Genomic DNA, 19,480 nt, shown 5'->3' on the forward strand with positions numbered 1-19,480 from the left:
CCGTGGCCGTCATTCAATTTAAGGAGGAACATAAAATGGCAAAACAAATTAAAAAAGCATCGAAACGCAATACCATTAACCTCGGTATTATCAGCTATACCTATACCCGTGGCCGTCATTCAATTTAAGGAGGAACATAAAATGGCAAAACAAATTAAAAAAGCATCGAAACGCAACACCATCAACCTTGGTATTATCAGTTATACCTATACCCGTGGCCGTCACGCAATTTAAGTAAGTAGCATACAATTGAAGGTCTTAGTTTTATTAATAGTTAATTTTATATTAACTATTAATAAAATGGAGCTTAATGTAAGTTATTTAAGCTCTATTTTATTAATAAGTGAATCAGGAGATGACAATGACACTATTTAAAGCAATATTTAAATCTGTTTTTAACAGAAGGGATGTTAAGATATTTTTAATTTTTATACTTCTTCCTTTATTAGTTCCACTTTTAACAGAATTTATGGACGGGACGAGCACAGGTTTGGCAGGGAATTTTTCAGAGTTTCTTGCTACAACCATTAGCACTCAATATCGTTTGATATTGCCTAACTTATTATTCTCACTCGTTATATCCTCTGTTTTTAAAGATGAAATTGATTCGGGGATTCTATTTCTATACAAAGACATCAATCGCTCACAGATTTTTAAAGCGAAGTTAGGCAGTTTATTAGTTGTATATGTTTTATTTCTACTAGGAACGGTTATGACAAGTGTGCTATCTTACTACGGTATATTATTCTCACAAGGGGCTGTTCCTGCTAATTTTATTTCTGAAAAAGTTCCAGATATTTTTTCGACAATTTTTTCATTGTTATCTACTATTAGTTTGAATCTGATTACACTACTATTAGTAGTAATGATTTCGGTGACTTCAAAAACGGTTCAAACAGTTTTAACGGGAGTGTTCTTTTCGCTAGCTGCCTCAGTTGCTCCTGTGTTGATTGGGATTAACTATTTGTTTCCAAACGGCTATGCAGACTTGTCCCAAGAGAATTTTCCACTAGCTTGCTTAGTTGCGGTAGGAATATCAGTTCTTTATATACTCTTCTTTTACATCAAAGGAAAACAGAAATTTAAACATATAGAATTTTAGGAAACATGATGAAATATAATCTTCTATCTTTAATGACACCAATCAGTTTAATTGGTATAGCATTTCTAGTCTATTCATTAGGAACTTCTATCGTATTTATAAGTTTTAGCCAACAGCTACAGTTGTCTTATCTTATTGCCCTCATTTGTTTTATGCCAATTGGATTTATGCTTATTCCTCATACTTTATCATTGAAATATGGTCTCTACTCAAAGGAAACAGATGTAGTTTTTCACTGGCAGTCCTATTTATGTCTTGCCTTGCTTATTTTTCTAGTCAATCATTATTTTTTAAAAAGCGATGAGTATTTTCATCAAATGGTGATTTCTATGTGCGAGGAGTTTCTATTTCGATTTGTCATCTATAAAGTGTTGAGAAACAATTATTCCCGCCTTTGGTCAATCATTATTGCGTCATTGTTATTCGGTATTTTACTTCATCTAAACTATCCTATGATAGACAATCTACTCATCAGAACCCCACTGGGTATTCTATTTTCAATTTTGGCGACAAAATTTGGTTTGGAGTACGCTATCGGTGGACATTGGATTTACAATCTTTATCAATCAATTATTTAATCTAAGGAGAAAAAATGTTATTACTTTTATTTGCTGTTGTGATTTATGCAGTGTTGGCACTTGCTACAAGTTACCTACTACCTTTTTTATCAGTACCTTTAGTTTTATTAGTTATTTATGCACTTCCTTTACTCTTGAATTTTATCGTTTATAAAGTTCAAAAAGGAGAATGGAAATTTTGGACAGCTCTTGTTTTACCAACTGTATCAGTGGCTGCGTATCTTTTATTTGCTTACCTGACCTCATCAAATGGTACTTGGATAGAGTTTGCTCAGATGAATATGATATCAGATGAAGATATGCAACTAGATATTGCACTGAACTTATTTGATGGTTCACAGATTTTGTTTATTAGTTTGCTATTTTACGGAGTGTCATTAGCATCGCATTTTATTTCAAATAAGGTTTCCAGTAAGGGGGTAAAACATGCTTAAAATTGAAAATCTGTCAAAAAAGTTTAAAGGAAATGATTTTTATTCTCTATCAGACGTCTTTCTTGAAATTGGGAAAGGAGAAATTGTTGGTTTAATTGGTAAGAATGGAGCCGGAAAATCGACTTTGATGAAAATGATGGCAAAATCTCAACGACCAACATCTGGGACAATAACATATAGAGGTATTGATATTAATAGCAAAGATAATGTATTGGAAGATTTTGGGATTATGATTGATCCAGTTTTCTACCCAGAAATGTCTGTGATGGATAATTTAAAATTTTATCTCAAATTACACGGGAAGCAGGAATGGTACTCAAATATCGAAAAAACACTTCGTTTAGTAGAACTTTGGGAAGCTCGCAACCGTAAACCGAAAGGTTTCTCGTTTGGGATGAAACAACGGACAGCTTTAGCGATTGCTTTAGTAGCAGAACCTGATTTTCTGATTCTAGATGAGCCGTTTGTTGGCTTAGATCCTATTGGTGTTCAAAAATTAATTGATATTTTGAAACAGTGGTCAAGTGAACGTCAGATTTCTATGTTGATTTCAAGTCATCAGTTAGGTGAGTTAGAGGCCTTGTGTAATCGATATGTATATATTGAAGGTGGGAAATTGGTGGATTCGTTTGAAGGGAAAGAGCAGCCAAGTGTAGTTGTTCACCTACATCCTAGCGCAAATACTGCATTACTAGACAGTTACTTATCATCTGATGTGATGCTTGAGGGTAGGCTATTGGACATTTCTACAGCTAGTAGTCGCTCTACTTTAAATGAAATCTTTAAGGTTCTTGCGGAGAATGATATGATTGAATCGATTGATGTCAAAGAAAATCATCTCAAGGAAGTATTTATGAAAGGATAATGATGAAGAATATTTTTTCAGCAGTATTTGAATCGGTCTGGAAGCGAAAAGAAACGAAAATTTTTCTTGCTTTTAGTTTTTATCCACTCGTTTATTTAGCGGCTTCTTTCTTTGGAGAGTCTAATTTTATGCAAATTGCAAATGCGGATGGTAGTAAGGTTGCCTACATTGACTTTGCAGATATGATGCTTAATTCGATGGATATGATGATTTTGCCGACTTTAGCCCTATACTTTTTGACAATTTCTGTTTTCAGGAGAGAAACGGATGATCATACGATGTTTCTCTACAAGGATATTGATAGAAAATCTATTTACTTCTCAAAATATTTCAGTCTTCTCCTTATTCTTTCTATTTATTTTGCATTATTTTTTGCTTCTTCTTTGCTTGTTCATTACACACGAGTCGTACATATGGAGTTTGGGACAACTCAAATTGTATCGGATACACTTTACTATACTTTGTTAGAGATGGTTAGTATTTTCACAGTATTCTTAAAAGGAGTTTTAGCTATTTCTGTAGCATCCTTTGCCTCTTTACGTTTTGGGACTGGGACAACTATGACAATTGCCATTGTATTGACAGTAACAATGATGATTCTATCAGCGATAGGGGGCCCAATTGCAGCACTCTTGCCAACAGGTTACCAGCAGTTTATGCAGACAGTTGAAAACATCTGGATTGGATTGGTTGGGCCAGTGACGGTAACGGCAGTCTATGGTCTTGTTTTGAACACCTTGAGTATAAAAAAATTTAAAAGTCTGGAGTTTTAAGGATGGACAAAAAACTCTTAAAGTTGATTATCAAGTACCTCAATAAGCCAAAATTTCTTTTTGGCTTAGGATTGAGCTTTATTGGAACGATTATGAGTTTATTTATTCCACAATTTATGGGGAACTTACTGAATGAAGAATTTTTAATCACGCTCATATCTAACCCAATAACAATAGCGGTCTCCATCGCATCGCTCTTGCTCGTGTTTTCTGTCCAAGCTTTGTCACGCTATGTGATCGGCTTGTGTGGCAGTCAAGCTGTAAACAAGCTCCAAAAGCATATATATGCCTCCCTGTTAGTAACCTCTGTCAAGGAACTAGAAAATCATCCATCGGGTGATGTAGCTAGTCGGCTAACAAATGATATGTCTGTTATTTTGAACTTTATCACATCGGTATTGCCAAATCTTATTTTAAATGGGATTGTGATTATGGGTTCTCTCTATTTTCTAGTAAATATCAGTCTGCCCTTGACGTTACTGTCTTTCTTGCTATTTCCGATTTTATTATTTGTAATCATTCCGATAAATCATCGGCTAGAAAGTCACTACACAAACTATCAAGAAGGGCTGGGAGACATTTCTGGTCGAATTAGTCATCGTTTCACTCATATCCGTTTGATGAAATCCTTCAATGGCGAAAAGAGTGAAGAAGAATCCATGGCTCACTTTTTTAATCAATTAACCCACAACTTTAAAAAGATTATCGGCTTGTCCTCTATTCAGAATACCTTATCAAATGGGCTGACCATGACCTTTATCATTTTACTATTGGTGGTAGCTGGTTTGGAAGTCTCTAAAGACAATATGACCATGAGTACTCTGATGACTTTTGTTCTTTATCTGACACGGTTGATTGACCCCATCACAGATATCTCTGAATCTATGACGGATTGGACAGAGTTTCAGAGTGTTTCAAATCGTCTCATGGAGATGGTAGAGTTAGACAAAGAAGTAGGAGGAGAAAAAGGATTAGAACTATCTGGATCGAGTATCATCATGAAGAATGTTAATTTTTCTTATGATCAGGAAAATGTCTTAAACGATTTATCCGTCAATATTCAAGCGGGACAGCATACTGCAATTGTTGGACCAAGTGGTGCAGGGAAATCGACTATTTTTGCTCTATTGATGAAATTCTATCAAGATTATAAGGGAGAGATTCTCATTGGAAGTCAGAACTTAGCAGACTTATCTGAGGAGCAGCTGAGAAATATGGTAGCTTATATTCCTCAAGATAATACCTTGTTTCATGGAACGATCAGGGAAAATCTTCTCTATGGGAAAAATAAAATCGTCTCAGAAGAACGGATGAATGAAGTCTTAGAAGAATTGGGTTTGGTATCTTTGATAAGGGATTTAGACAAAGGTTTAGATACGGAAATTTCTGATAGTGGTACTGGGTTGTCCGAGGGGCAAAAGCAACGTTTTAATATTGCGAGGGCTTTATTGCTGGAGCATCCAATATATCTATTAGATGAAGTAACAGCCAGTTTAGACAGTGTGACAGAACAAAGAATCAGTAAAGCAATTGATAAGTTGACAGCAGGTAAAACACGCATGACGATTGCACATCGTTTGCATACAGTCAAGAAAGCAGATTCGATTCTTGTTTTGGATAAAACTGGACAGATTGTGGATCAAGGAACTCATCATCAGTTGCTACTTAGAAATCAACTCTATCAAGAATTTTTATCAAATGTACAAAGAGCAGGTTGAAAGGTGTGATTCTTTGTTCACCTCGCTTTCTTTGTTTTTAATAATGTAATCTCAAAAAAGAGGTCAGGGAACTTCTCCGACCTATTTTTGAAACTAGTTTCAAAAAGAAAAAGAATCACAGCAAAAACAGAAATTAAATTCTTAATATTGCAAAGGATTGAAAAAGGGAAGGCGCTGTGCTATTATTTTTGTAAGGGTTTACAAAAACAATAGTGTTGGAGGATGAGATGCGCAATCCAGATTTATTAGCAGAGGCAAAGGATTACAGAGGCAGGGATGAAGTTCCAGCAGATTTTGATGCTTTTTGGGATCGTCAGATTAGCAGTTTTAGTGGCTTGCCGGATTATCAGCTGATTGAAAAAGATTTTCAAATCTCTGGGGTGACCTGCTATGAGCTAGTGTTTGAGGGGACGAATCAGGGGGGAACCTATGCCCGTATGGTCCTTCCCAGATCTAGTAAAAAAGTTCCGGTTATCTTTCATTTCCACGGTTATATGGGTCGTGGTTGGGATTGGGCCGATATGCTGGCCTATACAGTGGCTGGCTATGGTGTCGTATCTATGGATGTACGCGGCCAGTCAGGTTATTCCTTGGATGGAGGGGCGCCTGTAAGGGGCAATACGGTCAAGGGTCAGATTATCCGTGGGGCAGTGGATGGACGAGAGCGTCTCTTTTATAAGGATGTCTATCTGGATATCTACAGCTTGATTGAGATTGTGGCGAGTTTGGACCTTGTGGACGAGGAGCATCTATCCAGTTACGGGGCTTCTCAGGGCGGAGCCTTGGCTTTGGTGGCAGCGGCTCTCAATCCGCGCATTAAGCAGACAGTGGCTATCTATCCTTTCTTGTCAGATTTTCGGCGGGTGTTGGAGATTGGCAATACCAGCGAGGCCTATGATGAGCTTTTTCGGTATTTTAAATTCCACGATCCTTTCCACGAAACAGAGGGTGAGATTATCCAGACCTTGTCCTATATCGATGTGAAAAATATGGCTCACCGCATTCAAGGGAGCGTACGGATGATAACAGGACTGGCTGACGATGTTTGCTATCCGATTACCCAGTTTGCGATTTACAACCGGCTGGAGTGCACTAAGGAGCACCATCTCATGCCAGAGTACGAGCATGAAGCCATGAATGTCTATGTCAATGATAGGGTCTTCAACTGGCTTTGTGGCTCAAAGATTGACCATCCTTCTTTGCTGGAAGCTTTTAAAGACTGGTAAAAATAGACAGTACTAAGAAAGAAACTAAGCCTGAGATTAGAATAATCTCAGGCTTTTTATGATAAATATTCAAAAATCTATAGTAACTTTTTTGTAGAAACACTTCTAATCCTGAAAGTAGTTTCAGCTTTTAAGAAAGGAAGTCGGTTTTTAGAAACTAAAATCTAAATCTAAAAACATATTGAAAGCGCTTTATTTTTTGTATATAATGACATTATAAAAAGAACGGAGAAAACATAGAAAAAGGAGAGATTATTTATGTCACAGATTAGCAAAGATCAATTAATTGCAAAAATCAAAGATGGCATTATCGTTTCCTGTCAAGCTCTGCCTCATGAGCCCCTCTATACAGAGGCTGGTGGAGTCATCCCTCTCTTGGTCAAGGCGGCTGAAGAAGGCGGGGCAGTTGGTATTCGAGCTAACAGCGTGCGAGACATCGAGGAGATTAAGGAAGTAACCGAGCTCCCGATTATTGGGATTATCAAACGGGACTATCCGCCACAGGAGCCTTTTATCACTGCGACTATGCGGGAAGTGGATGAGCTGGCTGCCCTTGATATCGAGGTCATCGCTCTGGACTGCACCCAGCGGGAACGCTATGATGGTTTGAAGGTTGAGGACTTTATCCGCCAAGTCAAGGAGAAATATCCGCAGCAACTGCTGATGGCTGACATCAGTACCTTTGAGGAAGGCGTGGCAGCTGTAGCAGCTGGCGTTGACTTTGTCGGTACGACCTTATCAGGCTACACTTCCTACAGTCCTAAGGTAGACGGACCAGATTTTGAACTGGTCAAGAAGCTCTGTGATGCGGGGGTAGATGTGATTGCTGAGGGCAAGATTCATTATCCAGATCAGGCTAAGCAAATCCATGATTTAGGTGTTCGCGGTATTGTAGTAGGCGGAGCCATTACTCGACCAAAGGAAATCACCGAGCGTTTCGTTGCAGCAGTAAAATAAAGTGAGGTAAAGCAATGACGACCTTAAAGTTAAATAAGCTCTACAAAAAATATCCTAATAGTGATTTCTACTCTGTAGAAAATTTCGACTTGCAAATCAAAGATAAAGAATTTATCGTCTTTGTCGGTCCTTCAGGTTGTGGGAAATCCACAACGCTTCGTATGATTGCGGGACTGGAGGACATCACTGAGGGCGAGCTCTATATCGATGAGACACTAGTCAATGATATTGCTCCCAAGGATCGTGATATTGCCATGGTCTTCCAGAACTATGCCCTCTACCCACACATGACAGTCTATGACAACATGGCGTTTGGATTGAAACTGCGCAAGTACAGCAAGGAAGATATCGACAAACGGGTGCAAGAAGCAGCTGAAATCCTTGGTTTGAAAGAGTTTCTAGACCGCAAACCAGCGGACTTGTCTGGTGGTCAACGTCAACGGGTAGCTATGGGACGAGCCATCGTCCGAGATGCCAAGGTTTTCCTGATGGATGAACCTTTGTCAAACTTGGATGCGAAACTGCGTGTGTCCATGCGTGCTGAGATTGCTAAAATCCACCGCCGTATCGGAGCAACAACCATCTACGTTACCCACGACCAAACCGAGGCCATGACCTTGGCCGACCGCATTGTTATCATGTCAGCGACGAAAAATGAAGCGGGCACGGGAACTATCGGTCGTATCGAGCAAGTCGGAACTCCGCAAGAGCTTTACAATGAACCAGCGAATAAGTTTGTTGCAGGCTTTATCGGCAGTCCAGCTATGAACTTCTTTGAAGTGATGGTATCTGGTCATCAACTGACTGATGGTGATCAACTCAATCTTACCCTGACAGGTGGTCAAGAGAAGCTTTTGACAGAAAAAGGCTACCAAGGTAAGAAAGTTATTTTGGGTATCCGACCAGAGGATATCTCAGCCGACTTGATTGTAGAGGATACTTTCCCTGGCGATGTAGTAGATGCGGAAGTTGTCGTGTCAGAGTTGCTGGGTAGTGACTCAGTGCTCTACTGTAAGGTGGGCAGCCAAGAGTTTTCAGCCAAGGTAGATGCTTCTAATTATCTGGAGCCAGGTTCGAAGCTTCGCTTCACCTTCAAACTACCTAAGAGTCATCTGTTTGATAGCGAGACTCAAAAACGAATTACTTTGTAAAACAACCTAAAATGAACTGACTGACTTTATTTTAGGATAAAAGAAAGGTCACAGAGAAGGAGTGATTGTACTTTTAAAAGTTTAGGATTTTAATCAAATATAGGTGGACGCTTGTCCAGAGAAATAACACAGGAAAAACGAGGCTGGGGCGCCTAATGAAAGAGGTCCGTCCCACTCTCCAATAGGCAGGTAAAAGCTGTTTAGGTTAGCTTGGAATCTTAATTTTAAAGGAGAAAAACAAATGAAAATGAAGAAATTGCTTTGTTCATTGGTAGCGGGAGCTGCAGTTCTTACGTTAGCAGCTTGTAGCGGTGGTGGTAGCTCAAATAAAGCAGCTAGCTCTGGAGATAAATCTGGTAAGACAGAGATTACTTGGTGGGCATTCCCGGTCTTCACTCAAGAAAATGCCAGCGATGGTGTGGGAACTTATGAAAAATCCATCATTGAAGCATTTGAAAAAGCAAATCCAGACATTCATGTCAACTTGGAAACAATCGACTTCAAGTCAGGTCCAGAAAAAATTACGACAGCTATCGAGGCTGGAACAGCGCCAGACGTGCTCTTCGATGCACCAGGCCGGATTATTCAATACGGTAAAAACGGTAAGTTGGCAGACTTGAACGACCTCTTCACAGATGATTTCGTCAAAGATGTTAACAACGATAACATTATCCAAGCCAGCAAAGCTGGAGACAAAGCTTATATGTATCCAATCAGCTCTGCTCCATTCTATATGGCAATGAATAAGAAAATGTTGGAAGATGCTGGTGTCCTCAACCTAGTTAAAGAAGGCTGGACAACAGATGACTTTGAAAAAGTTTTGAAAGCGCTTAAAGATAAAGGTTATACACCTGGCTCTCTCTTCAGTAACGGTCAAGGTGGAGACCAAGGAACTCGTGCCTTCATCGCTAACCTCTACGGTGGATCTGTTACAGACGAAAAAGTAACTAAATATACAACTGATGATCCGAAATTTGTCAAAGGTCTTGAAAAAGCAGTGAGCTGGATCAACAATGGCCTCATGATGAACGGTTCTCAATACGATGGCGGAGCAGATATCCAAAACTTCGCTAACGGTCAAACTTCTTACACTGTACTTTGGGCACCAGCACAAAATGGTATCCAAGCTAAATTGTTGGAAGCAAGTAAAGTAGAAGTGGTTGAAGTACCATTCCCATCAGACTCAGGTAAACCAGCCCTTGAATACCTTGTAAATGGTTTTGCAGTCTTTAACAACAAAGACGACAAGAAAGTAGAAGCAGCCAAGAAATTTGTGAAATTCATCGCTGATGACAAAGAATGGGGACCTAAGAACGTTGTTCGTACAGGTGCTTTCCCAGTTCGTACATCCTTTGGTAAACTCTATGATGACAAGCGTATGGAAACAATCAGTGGCTGGACTAAATACTACTCACCATACTACAACACCATTGATGGATTTGCAGAAATGAGAACACTCTGGTTCCCAATGTTGCAATCTGTATCTAATGGAGATGAAAAAGTTGAACCTGCTTTGAAGACATTTACTGAAAAAGCAAACGAAACGATTACTAAAAAATAAGCAAGTTTAAAATCCGCCCCTTTTTCTGTTGTCAGTCTCTAAAAATAGAAAAAGGGGTATTTTGTTAGAAAATCTTGAAAGAGGGGTACCTCATTGTGAAAGTCAATAAAATCAGAATGAAAGAAACCCTAATATCATATGCGTTTTTAGCTCCAATTCTTATATTCTTTACAGTATTTGTTTTGGCGCCTATGATAATGGGATTTATCACTAGTTTCTTTAATTATACAATGACCTCATTTACATTCGTTGGGTTTGATAACTACATTCGGATGTTCAATGATCCAGTTTTTGTTAAGTCACTCATTAATACAGTTATTATTGTAATCGGCTCTGTGCCAGTAGTTGTGCTCTTCTCTTTGTTTGTGGCTTCACAGACCTATGAGATGAATGCTGTTTCTCGCTCTTTCTACCGTTTTGTCTTCTTCCTACCGGTTGTTACAGGTAGTGTTGCCGTGACAGTCGTGTGGAAGTGGATCTACGATCCCCTATCTGGTATTTTGAACTTTGTTTTGAAATCTGGCCATATCATCAACCAAAACATTTCTTGGTTGGGAGACAAACAGTGGGCCTTGGCTGCTATTATTGTTATTTTGCTGACAACATCTGTCGGTCAGCCCATCATTCTCTACATTGCAGCTATGGGAAATATAGATAATTCTCTAGTTGAGGCCGCGCGTGTGGATGGGGCGACAGAGATGCAAGTTTTTTGGAAAATCAAATGGCCGAGTCTCTTACCAACGACACTTTATATCGCTATCATCACCACTATTAACTCATTCCAATGTTTCGCCTTGATTCAGCTGTTGACATCAGGTGGACCAAACTACTCAACTAGTACGCTTATGTACTATCTATATGAAAAAGCCTTCAAGCTATCTGAATATGGCTATGCAAACACCATGGGAGTCTTTCTGGCGATTATGATTGCGATTATCAGTTTCGCCCAGTTCAAGATCCTCGGTAACGATGTGGAATATTAAAGAAAGGAGCAGGAATATGAAACCAAAAAAATTTAATTCATTTAAAGTGTTCTCATCTGTTATTTTAGCACTTTTGACCGTGCTCTTTGTCTTTCCATTCTACTGGATTCTGACTGGAGCTTTTAAATCTCAGCCGGATACCATTATGATTCCGCCTCAATGGTGGCCACAAAACCCGACAACAGAGAACTTCCAGCAATTAGCCGTTCAAAACCCGGCTTTACAATGGATGTGGAACAGTGTCTTCATTTCTCTTGCGACCATGTTCTTGGTTTGTGCGACGTCATCCCTAGCTGGTTATGTTTTGGCTAAGAAACGCTTTTACGGGCAACGGATTCTCTTTGCTATCTTTATCGCGGCTATGGCCCTGCCTAAACAGGTTGTCCTAGTTCCTCTAGTGCGGATTGTCAATTTCATGGGAATCCACGATACCCTTTGGGCAGTTATTTTACCTTTAGTTGGCTGGCCGTTCGGGGTCTTCCTCATGAAGCAGTTTAGTGAAAATATCCCGACAGAGCTTCTGGAATCAGCTAAGATTGACGGTTGTGGTGAAATCCGAACCTTCTGGAGTGTAGCCTTTCCTATCGTCAAACCAGGCTTTGCTGCTCTGGCTATCTTCACCTTTATCAATACTTGGAATGACTACTTCATGCAGCTTGTAATGTTGACCTCGCGGAACAATCTGACGATTTCGTTAGGGGTTGCGACTATGCAGGCTGAGATGGCAACCAACTATGGTTTGATTATGGCCGGTGCTGCTTTGGCGGCGGTGCCAATCGTAGCAGTCTTCCTCATCTTCCAAAAATCCTTTACTCAAGGGATTACTATGGGAGCTGTCAAAGGATAAGGCGCTCAATAGAGGAAATAAAACTATGATTTTTGATGATTTAAAAAATGTGACTCGTTACAAGGGCCTTCATCCAAATCTGGATAAAGCGATTGATTATCTCTATGAGCACCGCAAAGACAGCTTTGACTTGGGACGCTATGAAGTGGATGGAGATAAGGTCTTTCTCTTGGTTCAGGATAATGCGCTCAATCAAGAGGCCAATGATCAATTTGAATATCATAAAAAATATGCAGATTTTCATCTGCTAGTAGCAGGGCATGAGTATTCTGCCTATGGTAGCCAGGTGGTCGATGAGGCAGTGGCCTTTGATGAAGAGGCGGATATCGGCTTTGTTCATTGTCAAAATCGTTATCCTCTCTTGTTGGGTTACCATAATTTTGCGATTTTCTTTCCAGAAGAAGCTCATCAGCCGAATGGCTATGCGGGTCTGGAAGAAAATGTCAGAAAGTATCTTTTTAAAGTTTTAATAGACTAGCCCTAGGTGAGCGAGATTTTTGAGTGCGCAAGGCTAGCAGAGAAAGGAGAGACTTATGTCAGATAAGGGAACAGGACTCATCAGAGCTATATTTGATACGGATAATTTTTTCATGCAAATCTGTGAGAAAATCCTAGATTTGATGACGGTCAATCTTCTCTTTCTCTTGTCTTGCCTGCCTTTGGTGACCATTGGGATTGCCAAGATCAGCCTCTATCAAACACTTTTTGAAATCAAGGGAAACCGTCGGGTAAAAGTAATCAGAACTTACACTCGAATCTTTCGAGAAAATTGGAAGCAAGGACTCAAACTGGGCTTGCTGGAATTGGCTTTAGTCGGTATCAGTCTCTTTGACCTCCTGCTTTTTCGGACGCAGGAAGCTCTGCCTTTCCAAGTTTTAAAGGCGGTTTGTTTTGGAATTATTATTTTTACAATCCTGCTTTCTCTTTGCGTTTATCCCTTGGCTGGTAAGTTTCTCATGTCTTTTAGAGACCTTTTACAGACCAGCCTAGTGATTGTAAGTCTGAATTTTCCTTGGTTCTTTGTTATGATGGCGGTTATAGCCGCGATCCTTGTCATTATCTATAGTTCAGGCTTTGTGTTGCTGTTAGGATTTTCCCTCTTTGCCTTTATCGGCTTTGCAGGTCTGGCTTTTTTGCAGCTTCCTATTTTGGAAAAAATCTTCGCTAAATATAGCAGTCTATAATCTACAATTTGTACATTTGGAGAAAATTTGAAAATGAAAGATTTAAAGAAATATCACGGTGTCATCCCAGCTTTTTATGCTTGTTATGACGAGGAGGGTGAAATCAGCCCGGAGCGAACTCGCGCTTTGGTGGAGTATTTCATCGACAAGGGCGTGCAAGGTCTCTATGTCAACGGCTCGTCAGGCGAATGTATCTACCAGAGCGTGGCCGACAGAAAAGTAATTTTGGAAGAAGTAATGAAAGTTGCTAAGGGCAAACTGACCATCATTGCTCACGTAGCCTGCAACAATACTAAGGACAGTATCGAGTTGGCAAAACATGCGGAAGTTCTAGGAGTTGATGCCATTGCGGCTATTCCGCCGATTTATTTCCGACTGCCAGAATACTCTGTCGCTCAGTACTGGAATGATATCAGTGCGGCTGCCCCACATACTGATTTTGTGATTTATAATATTCCGCAATTGGCTGGTGCAGCGCTGACTCCGAGTCTTTATAAGGAAATGCTGAAAAATGAGCGCGTGATTGGGGTGAAAAATTCCTCCATGCCAGTTCAGGACATCCAGACATTTGCAGCACTTGGTGGCAGTGACCATTTGGTCTTTAACGGTCCAGATGAGCAATTCTTAGGTGGTCGTCTCATGGGAGCAGCAGCTGGAATTGGTGGTACCTACGGGGCTATGCCAGAGCTCTTCCTTAAACTGAATCAACTGATTGCAGACAAGGAACTAGAAAGAGCTAAAGAGTTGCAGTTTGCCATTAACGATATTATCGGCAAGCTAACCAGTGCTCACGGCAATATGTATGCTGTTATCAAAGAAGTTCTCAAGCTCAACGAAGGACTGGCTATCGGCTCTGTCCGTGCTCCTTTGACACCAGTCGTAGAAGCAGACCGTCCAGTCGTAAAAGCAGCAGCGGCCTTGATCCAAGAAACTAAGGAGCGCTTCCTCTAAAAGAAAGAAGGATGCTTATGGGAAATTATGTTACGATTGACATTGGCGGTACCAATATCAAATACGGCCTGATAGACGACCAAGAAACGCTAGTAGAAGCCCATGAAATACCTACGGAAGCCCATAAGGGCGGTCCGGGAATTATGCAAAAGGTTGAAAGCATTGTTGCAGGCTATTTAGAAAAAGGACCTCTGGCTGGAATTTGTATTTCTTCAGCTGGTATGGTCGATCCAGACAAGGGAGAAATCTTTTACGCTGGCCCTCAGATTCCTAACTATGCTGGGACGCAATTTAAGAAGGTCTTGGAGGAGGAATTTTCCATTCCTTGCGAGATTGAGAACGACGTCAACTGTGCCGGTCTGGCTGAGGTCATGTCTGGCCATGGTAAGGGAGCAAAAATTGCGGTCTGTCTAACGATTGGGACAGGGATTGGTGGCTGTCTAGTAGCGGATGGGCAAGTTTTTCACGGCTTTAGCAACTCAGCCTGCGAAGTAGGCTATCTGCACCTGCCGGACGGAGCCTTTCAGGATGTAGCTTCGACCACAGCCTTGGTTCAATATGTTGCTGACTTGCACGGAGAAGATCCCTCTCTATGGAATGGTCGAAGGATTTTCAAAGAAGCGACCGAGGGCAATACCTTCTGTATCAAAGGAATTGACCGCATGGTTGGCTATCTGGGTCAAGGAATTGCCAATATCTGCTATGTCGTCAATCCGGAAATCGTCGTCTTGGGCGGTGGTATTATGGGGCAAGAGGCCATTCTTCGACCGCGTATCCAAGCGGCTCTCAAGGATGCTCTGGTTCCTAGCATAGCTGAGAAGACCAAACTAGCCTTTGCCTATCACCAAAATACAGCAGGCATGTTCGGAGCCTACTATCACTTTAAAAATAAACATCAGTAATCCAAGCAAACCTGGGGAGTGACCTGGTGATGAAAATACCTAACGAAAAAGCTATTTCGATGGTCGTCATGCTTCTCATTCTGTTAGTTATAACAAGCATTTTGAGTATGACTAATAAATTTATTCTAAGGAAATATACTCATAAAAAAATAAGAATAAGGAATGATTTGCATAAGATATTTCAACAGTTTTGTGAGAGGGAAGAAGTAGATGAACCTAAAATTGTTGAATCGAATTCTTTTTGGTATCGACCAATAACGCATACAGTTGGAGTAAAAAATTTAGAGAGTAGCTTTTTGCTAGATGCTTTTGCTTTTGTACATGAATTATATCATTCCAAAGATAGAAATAGGCTTTTAAAAATACAATCTATTGTATCTATTTATACTTATCTGACATCAGTATTGTTAAAAATAATAGCACTATATTCAATCTGGTTTGGAAAAAATATTTCATTTTTAAAACCAATGTTAGTAATTGATGTAATCATATTGCTAGCATGTTTATTTCTTACATTGCTTATAGAGTCATATGCTTCTAAAGAAGCAGTTTCATTTTTAAAGGAAAATAAGTATTTACAGGAAAACCAATTAGTTGAATCGATTGCATTCTATGCTAAACTTAGCTATTGTTATCAGTTTATTACATATATTTTATTATCACTAATTCTATTCTATCTTATGTGAATAAGTTATATGCTTGAAAAAGGCTCTTTGTCAACTGTAGTGGGTTAACGAAAAGTCATACCCTGGAGAGGACCGAATTGGTTCTCTCCTTTTTGATATTCAAAGCAACGAGAATTCTAGATTTAAAGTTGTCAAAGTTCCGAAAGCCGAAAGCGTTTCGCTTGATGACCTTGATGAGATTATTAGTAGCTTCTAGTTTTGCGTTTGAATAGGGCAGTTCCAGTGCGTTCAGGATCTTATCCTTGTTTTTCAAGAAGGTCTTAAAAACAGTTTGAAAAATAGGATTTACATAAGAAATGGTATCTTCAATGAGTCCAAAGAAATGCTCAGTTTTTTTCTCTTGAAAATGAAAAAGCAGGAGTTGGTAGAGTTCATAGTGTTCTCTGAGTTCTTGAGAGCAAGAGAGAAGTTTTTCTAGAATCTCTCCGCTGGTCAAGTGCATGCAAAAAGTTGGACGATAAAAACGTTTATGGCTGAGTTTACGGCTATCCTGTTGAATGAGTTTCCAGTAGCGTTTGAGTGCCCTATATTTGTGCGATTTTTTATCCAACTGATTCATGATTTGGATGCGGAGGCGGTTCATAGCCCGGCTGAGATGTTGTACAATGTGAAAACGATCCAGAACGATTTTAGCGTTTGGAAATAGTTTTCTGGCAATATCGTAGTAGGGGCTAAACATGTCCATTGTAATGATTTTCACGCTATTTCGGACCTGTCTGGAATAGCGCAGAAAGTGATTGCGAATCGTTGCTTGAGTCCGCCCATCTTAAGATAGCTATAATCTTTCTGGAATCGAAATCCTGTGCAATGAAGCTCATCTCTATCTGCCGATTGAAACAGTCACTTCCCTGACTGTTTCCACATCCCAGCTCATGTGTTCTGGAAGGTAGTTGAGGTTTGCCTTGAACTTGAATTCTTTCAATTTACGAATGACGGTGGAAGTAGAGACAGCTAAGCTTTCAGCGAAGGCTGTCATAGGGACTTTCTCGATTAGTTTTTGAGCGATTTTCTGCTTGACGATGGCTGCGATTTGGTGGTTTTTCTTGACTAAGGAGGTCTCTGCGACCGCCATTTTCCTACAGACTTTACAGCGGAAACGGCGTTTTTTTAAGCGAATCAGCGTTTTGTATCCCGCACACTCTAGGTAAGGTATTTTCGATTCTTTCTGGAAGTCATATTTAGCCATTTGTCCTTGACAGTGAGGGCATTTAGGAGCGGGATAATCTAGCTTAGCGATGATTTCCTTGTGTGTTCTAGCATCTAGAACATCTAAAATCGTAATGTTAGGGTCTTTGATTTCCAGTAAGTTTGTGATAAAATTTAATTGTTCCATAAGATTCTTTCTAATGATGGTTTTGTCGCTTTTCATTATAAGTCTTATAGAACTTTTTTCTACACTCAAAAAGGCTCCATAATTCCTGCGGCGGATTTACCCACTACAGATATTATAGAGCTGGTTCTTCCATCAACAGTTAGACGACTTTCAAGTGGCTGAGGTGAATTGAGTCTGGTTCAGATTTTAAGGAGTTACATAGGAAACCAGTACAACCAGAATCTTACTCTAAGCCAGTTTAGTCATTGTTTAGTGTAAGACTGTAAAGAACATGCAAAAAATCCAACAGGTTTCTGCTGGATTTTATTGATGTCTACGGTAATAACCGTTAAGTTTGTGGTTTTCCCAGTAACTATTGAAGATTTTTTCCTTTCTCTCTCGGTCAATTTCTAGGAAAAAGGCATAAAGTATATCGATCATCAGCAGCATTGGGAACTGAGCTGAGATTCGTTGGATGAACTGAGGTTTACTTTGCATTGCAACTGGGATGATTTCTGAAAAGTCTTCTTTAATCAAATCAGGCTGGCCAGTGATTAATACGGTCTTGGCTCCCATGCCCTTAGCATCAATCAGGCTGTCAATAATGGATGGGGTTTGGCCTGAAAGAGAAAAGCCGATAACTAGGCAGTTTTTGTCTAAAATGCTCGTTGTCCAAGCAAAGCCATCCGCATCTGTCAGAGCTTCACAAATAACCCCTAAGCGCATGAAGCGCAGTTTCATATCGCGAGCGACGAGCCCCGAGCTTCCCGTGCCAAAAAAATAGACACGATCTGCTTTTTCAATCAGCTGGGCTACACGCTCCAATCTTTTTTCGTCAATCAAGTCCTCGGTTTGTTGCCGAATTTGAATATAGTTGCGTAGCACCTGGCGGGACGAATCATTTTTCAGATTTGTATGCTCCGTTTTGCTGATTTTCAGCTGTTGGAGATATTGGAAGTTGAACTCCCGATAGCCCTTGAAGCCACATTTTTTAGCAAAACGGGTCAAGGCCGCCTGCGAGATGTGTAAAGTTTGGGCTACTTCGAGGGAGGACAGGTCCCCTTCTATATCGGTCGGATTCAAAAAATAGTCGGCAATCCGCTTTTCGACATCGGTCATAGTGTCGTAACAGCTTTCGATGATGGCCAAGATATTCTGTTGGTGTCTCATGATGGGTCACTTTCTTTGGTCAAAATAATAAAAACGTATTTTCATTATAACATAGTTTAGAGAAAATAAAGCGTTTACAAAACCAATAATTGTCAGATCTGGCTTTCCATTAAAGTACGAGCAGACTGTAATCTCAATATTTTTAGATATTATGACCGCCTTTTTCTGAAGAGGTATTTCCTAAAGTTTGCGTCGAATGAAAGAAAAAGTGATATAATTTACACAAGTTATTTTCAAAGTTTGGATCTGAAGCAGGGGAGATAGGAGCCACTGCCACTTACAGCTTCTAATTCTTATTGTGGAAATCAGTAAAGCTAGATTGTGAGGTTTTTTATGCGAATCAATGAACTAGGCCAGCCTATTGGAGAGGCTCTGCCAGATTTTAAGCCGGGGGACTTACCTAAGCTGGAGCGAAAAGAAGGTCAGTATGTTGTCATTGAGCGGTTGTCCAAAGACAAGCATGGAGCGGATTTGTATGAAGTGTATGGTCCGGCTTCACCTGCGGATATGTGGACTTATCTCTTTCAAAATGCTGCTCAAAGTCGGGAGGAGTGGGATAGTTTGCTAGATCGGATGCTGGCAGCACAGGACCGTTTCCACTATGCCATTGTGGACAAGGAGAGCAACAAGGCGCTGGGAACCTTCGCTTTAATGAGAATTGACCGAGGCAATCGTGTGATTGAAGTAGGCGCTGTGACCTATTCACTGCAGCTGAAGCGTACCAGACTGGCTACAGAAGCCCAGTACTTACTGGCACGCTATGTCTTTGAAGAGCTGGAGTATCGCCGCTACGAATGGAAGTGCGATGCGCTCAATCAGCCGTCAAGACGGGCAGCAGAGCGGCTTGGTTTCACCTATGAAGGCAGGTTTCGTCAGGCGGTAGTCTATAAGGGGCGCAACCGAGACACCGACTGGCTCTCCATGATTGACAGCGATTGGCCTGCCGTTAAGACTCGTCTGGAGAAATGGCTGAGCCCAGACAATTTCGATGAAAAGGGACAGCAAATAAAAGCCTTGTCTGAGTTTTAACATTTGATTGAGTCTGGGACAAAAGTCCTAGCCTCTCAATTGTCTTTGGAT

Annotated in this window: 19 protein-coding genes and 1 pseudogene; 18 read left to right on the plus strand and 2 right to left on the minus strand. The window is 40.3% G+C overall.

What is annotated here, in order from left to right; translation table 11 throughout:
* The first annotated feature begins 361 nt into the window (after positions 1 to 361).
* From A0765_RS04545 to A0765_RS04625, 17 genes are all read left to right on the plus strand, one after another.
* A complete protein-coding gene (locus tag A0765_RS04545) occupies positions 362 to 1,102 on the plus strand; it encodes an amino acid transporter (RefSeq protein WP_048766403.1) in 741 nt (246 codons plus the stop codon).
* Between the two features lie 5 nt (positions 1,103 to 1,107).
* Positions 1,108 to 1,680, plus strand: coding sequence for a CPBP family intramembrane glutamic endopeptidase (locus A0765_RS04550; RefSeq protein WP_048766401.1), 573 nt, complete (start codon positions 1,108 to 1,110; stop codon positions 1,678 to 1,680).
* A gap of 14 nt (positions 1,681 to 1,694) precedes the next feature.
* Positions 1,695 to 2,114 (plus strand): Msa family membrane protein, encoded by a 420-nt coding sequence (locus A0765_RS04555; protein ID WP_048766399.1) that lies wholly within the window; start codon positions 1,695 to 1,697, stop codon positions 2,112 to 2,114.
* Complete coding sequence (locus A0765_RS04560; protein WP_062004924.1) at positions 2,107 to 2,979, plus strand: ABC transporter ATP-binding protein; 873 nt, start codon at positions 2,107 to 2,109, stop codon at positions 2,977 to 2,979. Before A0765_RS04555 ends, A0765_RS04560 begins: the two co-directional genes overlap by 8 nt.
* Positions 2,979 to 3,752: an ABC-2 transporter permease family protein gene (locus tag A0765_RS04565; RefSeq protein ID WP_239665880.1), complete on the plus strand. Its 774-nt coding sequence runs from the start codon at positions 2,979 to 2,981 to the stop codon at positions 3,750 to 3,752. Before A0765_RS04560 ends, A0765_RS04565 begins: the two co-directional genes overlap by 1 nt.
* Before the next feature lie 2 nt (positions 3,753 to 3,754).
* On the plus strand, positions 3,755 to 5,470 hold the full coding sequence (locus tag A0765_RS04570; RefSeq protein ID WP_062004925.1) for an ABC transporter ATP-binding protein: 1,716 nt from the start codon (positions 3,755 to 3,757) through the stop codon (positions 5,468 to 5,470).
* Positions 5,471 to 5,697: 227 nt separating this feature from the next.
* On the plus strand, positions 5,698 to 6,696 hold the full coding sequence (locus A0765_RS04575) for an acetylxylan esterase (protein WP_062004928.1): 999 nt from the start codon (positions 5,698 to 5,700) through the stop codon (positions 6,694 to 6,696).
* Between the two features lie 258 nt (positions 6,697 to 6,954).
* A complete protein-coding gene (locus tag A0765_RS04580) occupies positions 6,955 to 7,653 on the plus strand; it encodes an N-acetylmannosamine-6-phosphate 2-epimerase (protein ID WP_062004930.1) in 699 nt (232 codons plus the stop codon).
* A gap of 14 nt (positions 7,654 to 7,667) precedes the next feature.
* Positions 7,668 to 8,804, plus strand: coding sequence for an ABC transporter ATP-binding protein (locus A0765_RS04585; RefSeq protein ID WP_015604211.1), 1,137 nt, complete (start codon positions 7,668 to 7,670; stop codon positions 8,802 to 8,804).
* 241 nt (positions 8,805 to 9,045) lie between these two features.
* Positions 9,046 to 10,365 carry an ABC transporter substrate-binding protein gene (locus A0765_RS04590; RefSeq protein ID WP_048766387.1) on the plus strand — a complete coding sequence of 440 codons (1,320 nt, stop codon included), beginning with the start codon at positions 9,046 to 9,048 and terminating at the stop codon, positions 10,363 to 10,365.
* Between the two features lie 95 nt (positions 10,366 to 10,460).
* The gene (locus A0765_RS04595) at positions 10,461 to 11,348 is read left to right on the plus strand and encodes a carbohydrate ABC transporter permease (protein WP_045498290.1); all 888 of its coding nucleotides are present in this window, start codon (positions 10,461 to 10,463) and stop codon (positions 11,346 to 11,348) included.
* Between the two features lie 16 nt (positions 11,349 to 11,364).
* On the plus strand, positions 11,365 to 12,195 hold the full coding sequence (locus A0765_RS04600; RefSeq protein ID WP_045498288.1) for a carbohydrate ABC transporter permease: 831 nt from the start codon (positions 11,365 to 11,367) through the stop codon (positions 12,193 to 12,195).
* A gap of 25 nt (positions 12,196 to 12,220) precedes the next feature.
* Positions 12,221 to 12,673, plus strand: coding sequence for a NanQ anomerase/TabA/YiaL family protein (locus A0765_RS04605; RefSeq protein WP_062004932.1), 453 nt, complete (start codon positions 12,221 to 12,223; stop codon positions 12,671 to 12,673).
* Positions 12,674 to 12,728: 55 nt separating this feature from the next.
* Positions 12,729 to 13,379, plus strand: a complete 651-nt coding sequence (locus tag A0765_RS04610) for a DUF624 domain-containing protein (protein ID WP_062004934.1) — start codon at positions 12,729 to 12,731, stop codon at positions 13,377 to 13,379.
* 33 nt (positions 13,380 to 13,412) lie between these two features.
* Entirely contained in the window at positions 13,413 to 14,330 is a 918-nt protein-coding gene (locus A0765_RS04615; RefSeq protein WP_062004936.1) for a dihydrodipicolinate synthase family protein, read from the plus strand.
* A 17-nt stretch (positions 14,331 to 14,347) separates the two neighbouring features.
* Entirely contained in the window at positions 14,348 to 15,232 is an 885-nt protein-coding gene (locus A0765_RS04620; protein ID WP_061908892.1) for an ROK family protein, read from the plus strand.
* Positions 15,233 to 15,261: 29 nt separating this feature from the next.
* Positions 15,262 to 15,918, plus strand: coding sequence for a zinc metallopeptidase (locus A0765_RS04625; protein ID WP_048766379.1), 657 nt, complete (start codon positions 15,262 to 15,264; stop codon positions 15,916 to 15,918).
* A gap of 55 nt (positions 15,919 to 15,973) precedes the next feature.
* On the opposite strand, the pseudogene A0765_RS04630 reads toward A0765_RS04625, so the two are convergent.
* Together A0765_RS04630 and A0765_RS04635 are read right to left on the minus strand one after the other, a co-directional pair.
* Positions 15,974 to 17,251, minus strand: a pseudogene (locus A0765_RS04630) (ISL3 family transposase).
* 303 nt (positions 17,252 to 17,554) lie between these two features.
* Positions 17,555 to 18,400 carry a MurR/RpiR family transcriptional regulator gene (locus A0765_RS04635; RefSeq protein ID WP_045498277.1) on the minus strand — a complete coding sequence of 282 codons (846 nt, stop codon included), beginning with the start codon at positions 18,398 to 18,400 and terminating at the stop codon, positions 17,555 to 17,557.
* Positions 18,401 to 18,733: 333 nt separating this feature from the next.
* On the opposite strand from A0765_RS04635, the gene A0765_RS04640 reads away from it, so the two are divergent.
* Positions 18,734 to 19,429, plus strand: coding sequence for a GNAT family N-acetyltransferase (locus tag A0765_RS04640; protein WP_062004937.1), 696 nt, complete (start codon positions 18,734 to 18,736; stop codon positions 19,427 to 19,429).
* Positions 19,430 to 19,480 lie beyond the last annotated feature (51 nt).

The sequence above is a fragment of the Streptococcus cristatus genome (assembly GCF_001588905.1).
GTDB lineage: Bacteria > Bacillota > Bacilli > Lactobacillales > Streptococcaceae > Streptococcus > Streptococcus cristatus_N.

Bases quoted from the DNA above. Each gene is read 5' to 3' on its own strand.
- A0765_RS04550 (WP_048766401.1), top strand. From the start codon at position 1,108: ATGATGAAATATAATCTTCTATCTTTAATGACACCAATCAGTTTAATT.
- A0765_RS04545 (WP_048766403.1), top strand. From the start codon at position 362: ATGACACTATTTAAAGCAATATTTAAATCTGTTTTTAACAGAAGGGAT.
- A0765_RS04565 (WP_239665880.1), top strand. From the start codon at position 2,979: ATGATGAAGAATATTTTTTCAGCAGTATTTGAATCGGTCTGGAAGCGA.
- A0765_RS04575 (WP_062004928.1), top strand. From the start codon at position 5,698: ATGCGCAATCCAGATTTATTAGCAGAGGCAAAGGATTACAGAGGCAGG.
- A0765_RS04560 (WP_062004924.1), top strand. From the start codon at position 2,107: ATGCTTAAAATTGAAAATCTGTCAAAAAAGTTTAAAGGAAATGATTTT.
- A0765_RS04600 (WP_045498288.1), top strand. From the start codon at position 11,365: ATGAAACCAAAAAAATTTAATTCATTTAAAGTGTTCTCATCTGTTATT.
- A0765_RS04640 (WP_062004937.1), top strand. From the start codon at position 18,734: ATGCGAATCAATGAACTAGGCCAGCCTATTGGAGAGGCTCTGCCAGAT.
- A0765_RS04620 (WP_061908892.1), top strand. From the start codon at position 14,348: ATGGGAAATTATGTTACGATTGACATTGGCGGTACCAATATCAAATAC.
- A0765_RS04570 (WP_062004925.1), top strand. From the start codon at position 3,755: ATGGACAAAAAACTCTTAAAGTTGATTATCAAGTACCTCAATAAGCCA.
- A0765_RS04610 (WP_062004934.1), top strand. From the start codon at position 12,729: ATGTCAGATAAGGGAACAGGACTCATCAGAGCTATATTTGATACGGAT.
- A0765_RS04625 (WP_048766379.1), top strand. From the start codon at position 15,262: ATGAAAATACCTAACGAAAAAGCTATTTCGATGGTCGTCATGCTTCTC.
- A0765_RS04585 (WP_015604211.1), top strand. From the start codon at position 7,668: ATGACGACCTTAAAGTTAAATAAGCTCTACAAAAAATATCCTAATAGT.
- A0765_RS04615 (WP_062004936.1), top strand. From the start codon at position 13,413: ATGAAAGATTTAAAGAAATATCACGGTGTCATCCCAGCTTTTTATGCT.
- A0765_RS04605 (WP_062004932.1), top strand. From the start codon at position 12,221: ATGATTTTTGATGATTTAAAAAATGTGACTCGTTACAAGGGCCTTCAT.
- A0765_RS04635 (WP_045498277.1), bottom strand. From the start codon at position 18,400: ATGAGACACCAACAGAATATCTTGGCCATCATCGAAAGCTGTTACGAC.
- A0765_RS04590 (WP_048766387.1), top strand. From the start codon at position 9,046: ATGAAAATGAAGAAATTGCTTTGTTCATTGGTAGCGGGAGCTGCAGTT.
- A0765_RS04555 (WP_048766399.1), top strand. From the start codon at position 1,695: ATGTTATTACTTTTATTTGCTGTTGTGATTTATGCAGTGTTGGCACTT.
- A0765_RS04580 (WP_062004930.1), top strand. From the start codon at position 6,955: ATGTCACAGATTAGCAAAGATCAATTAATTGCAAAAATCAAAGATGGC.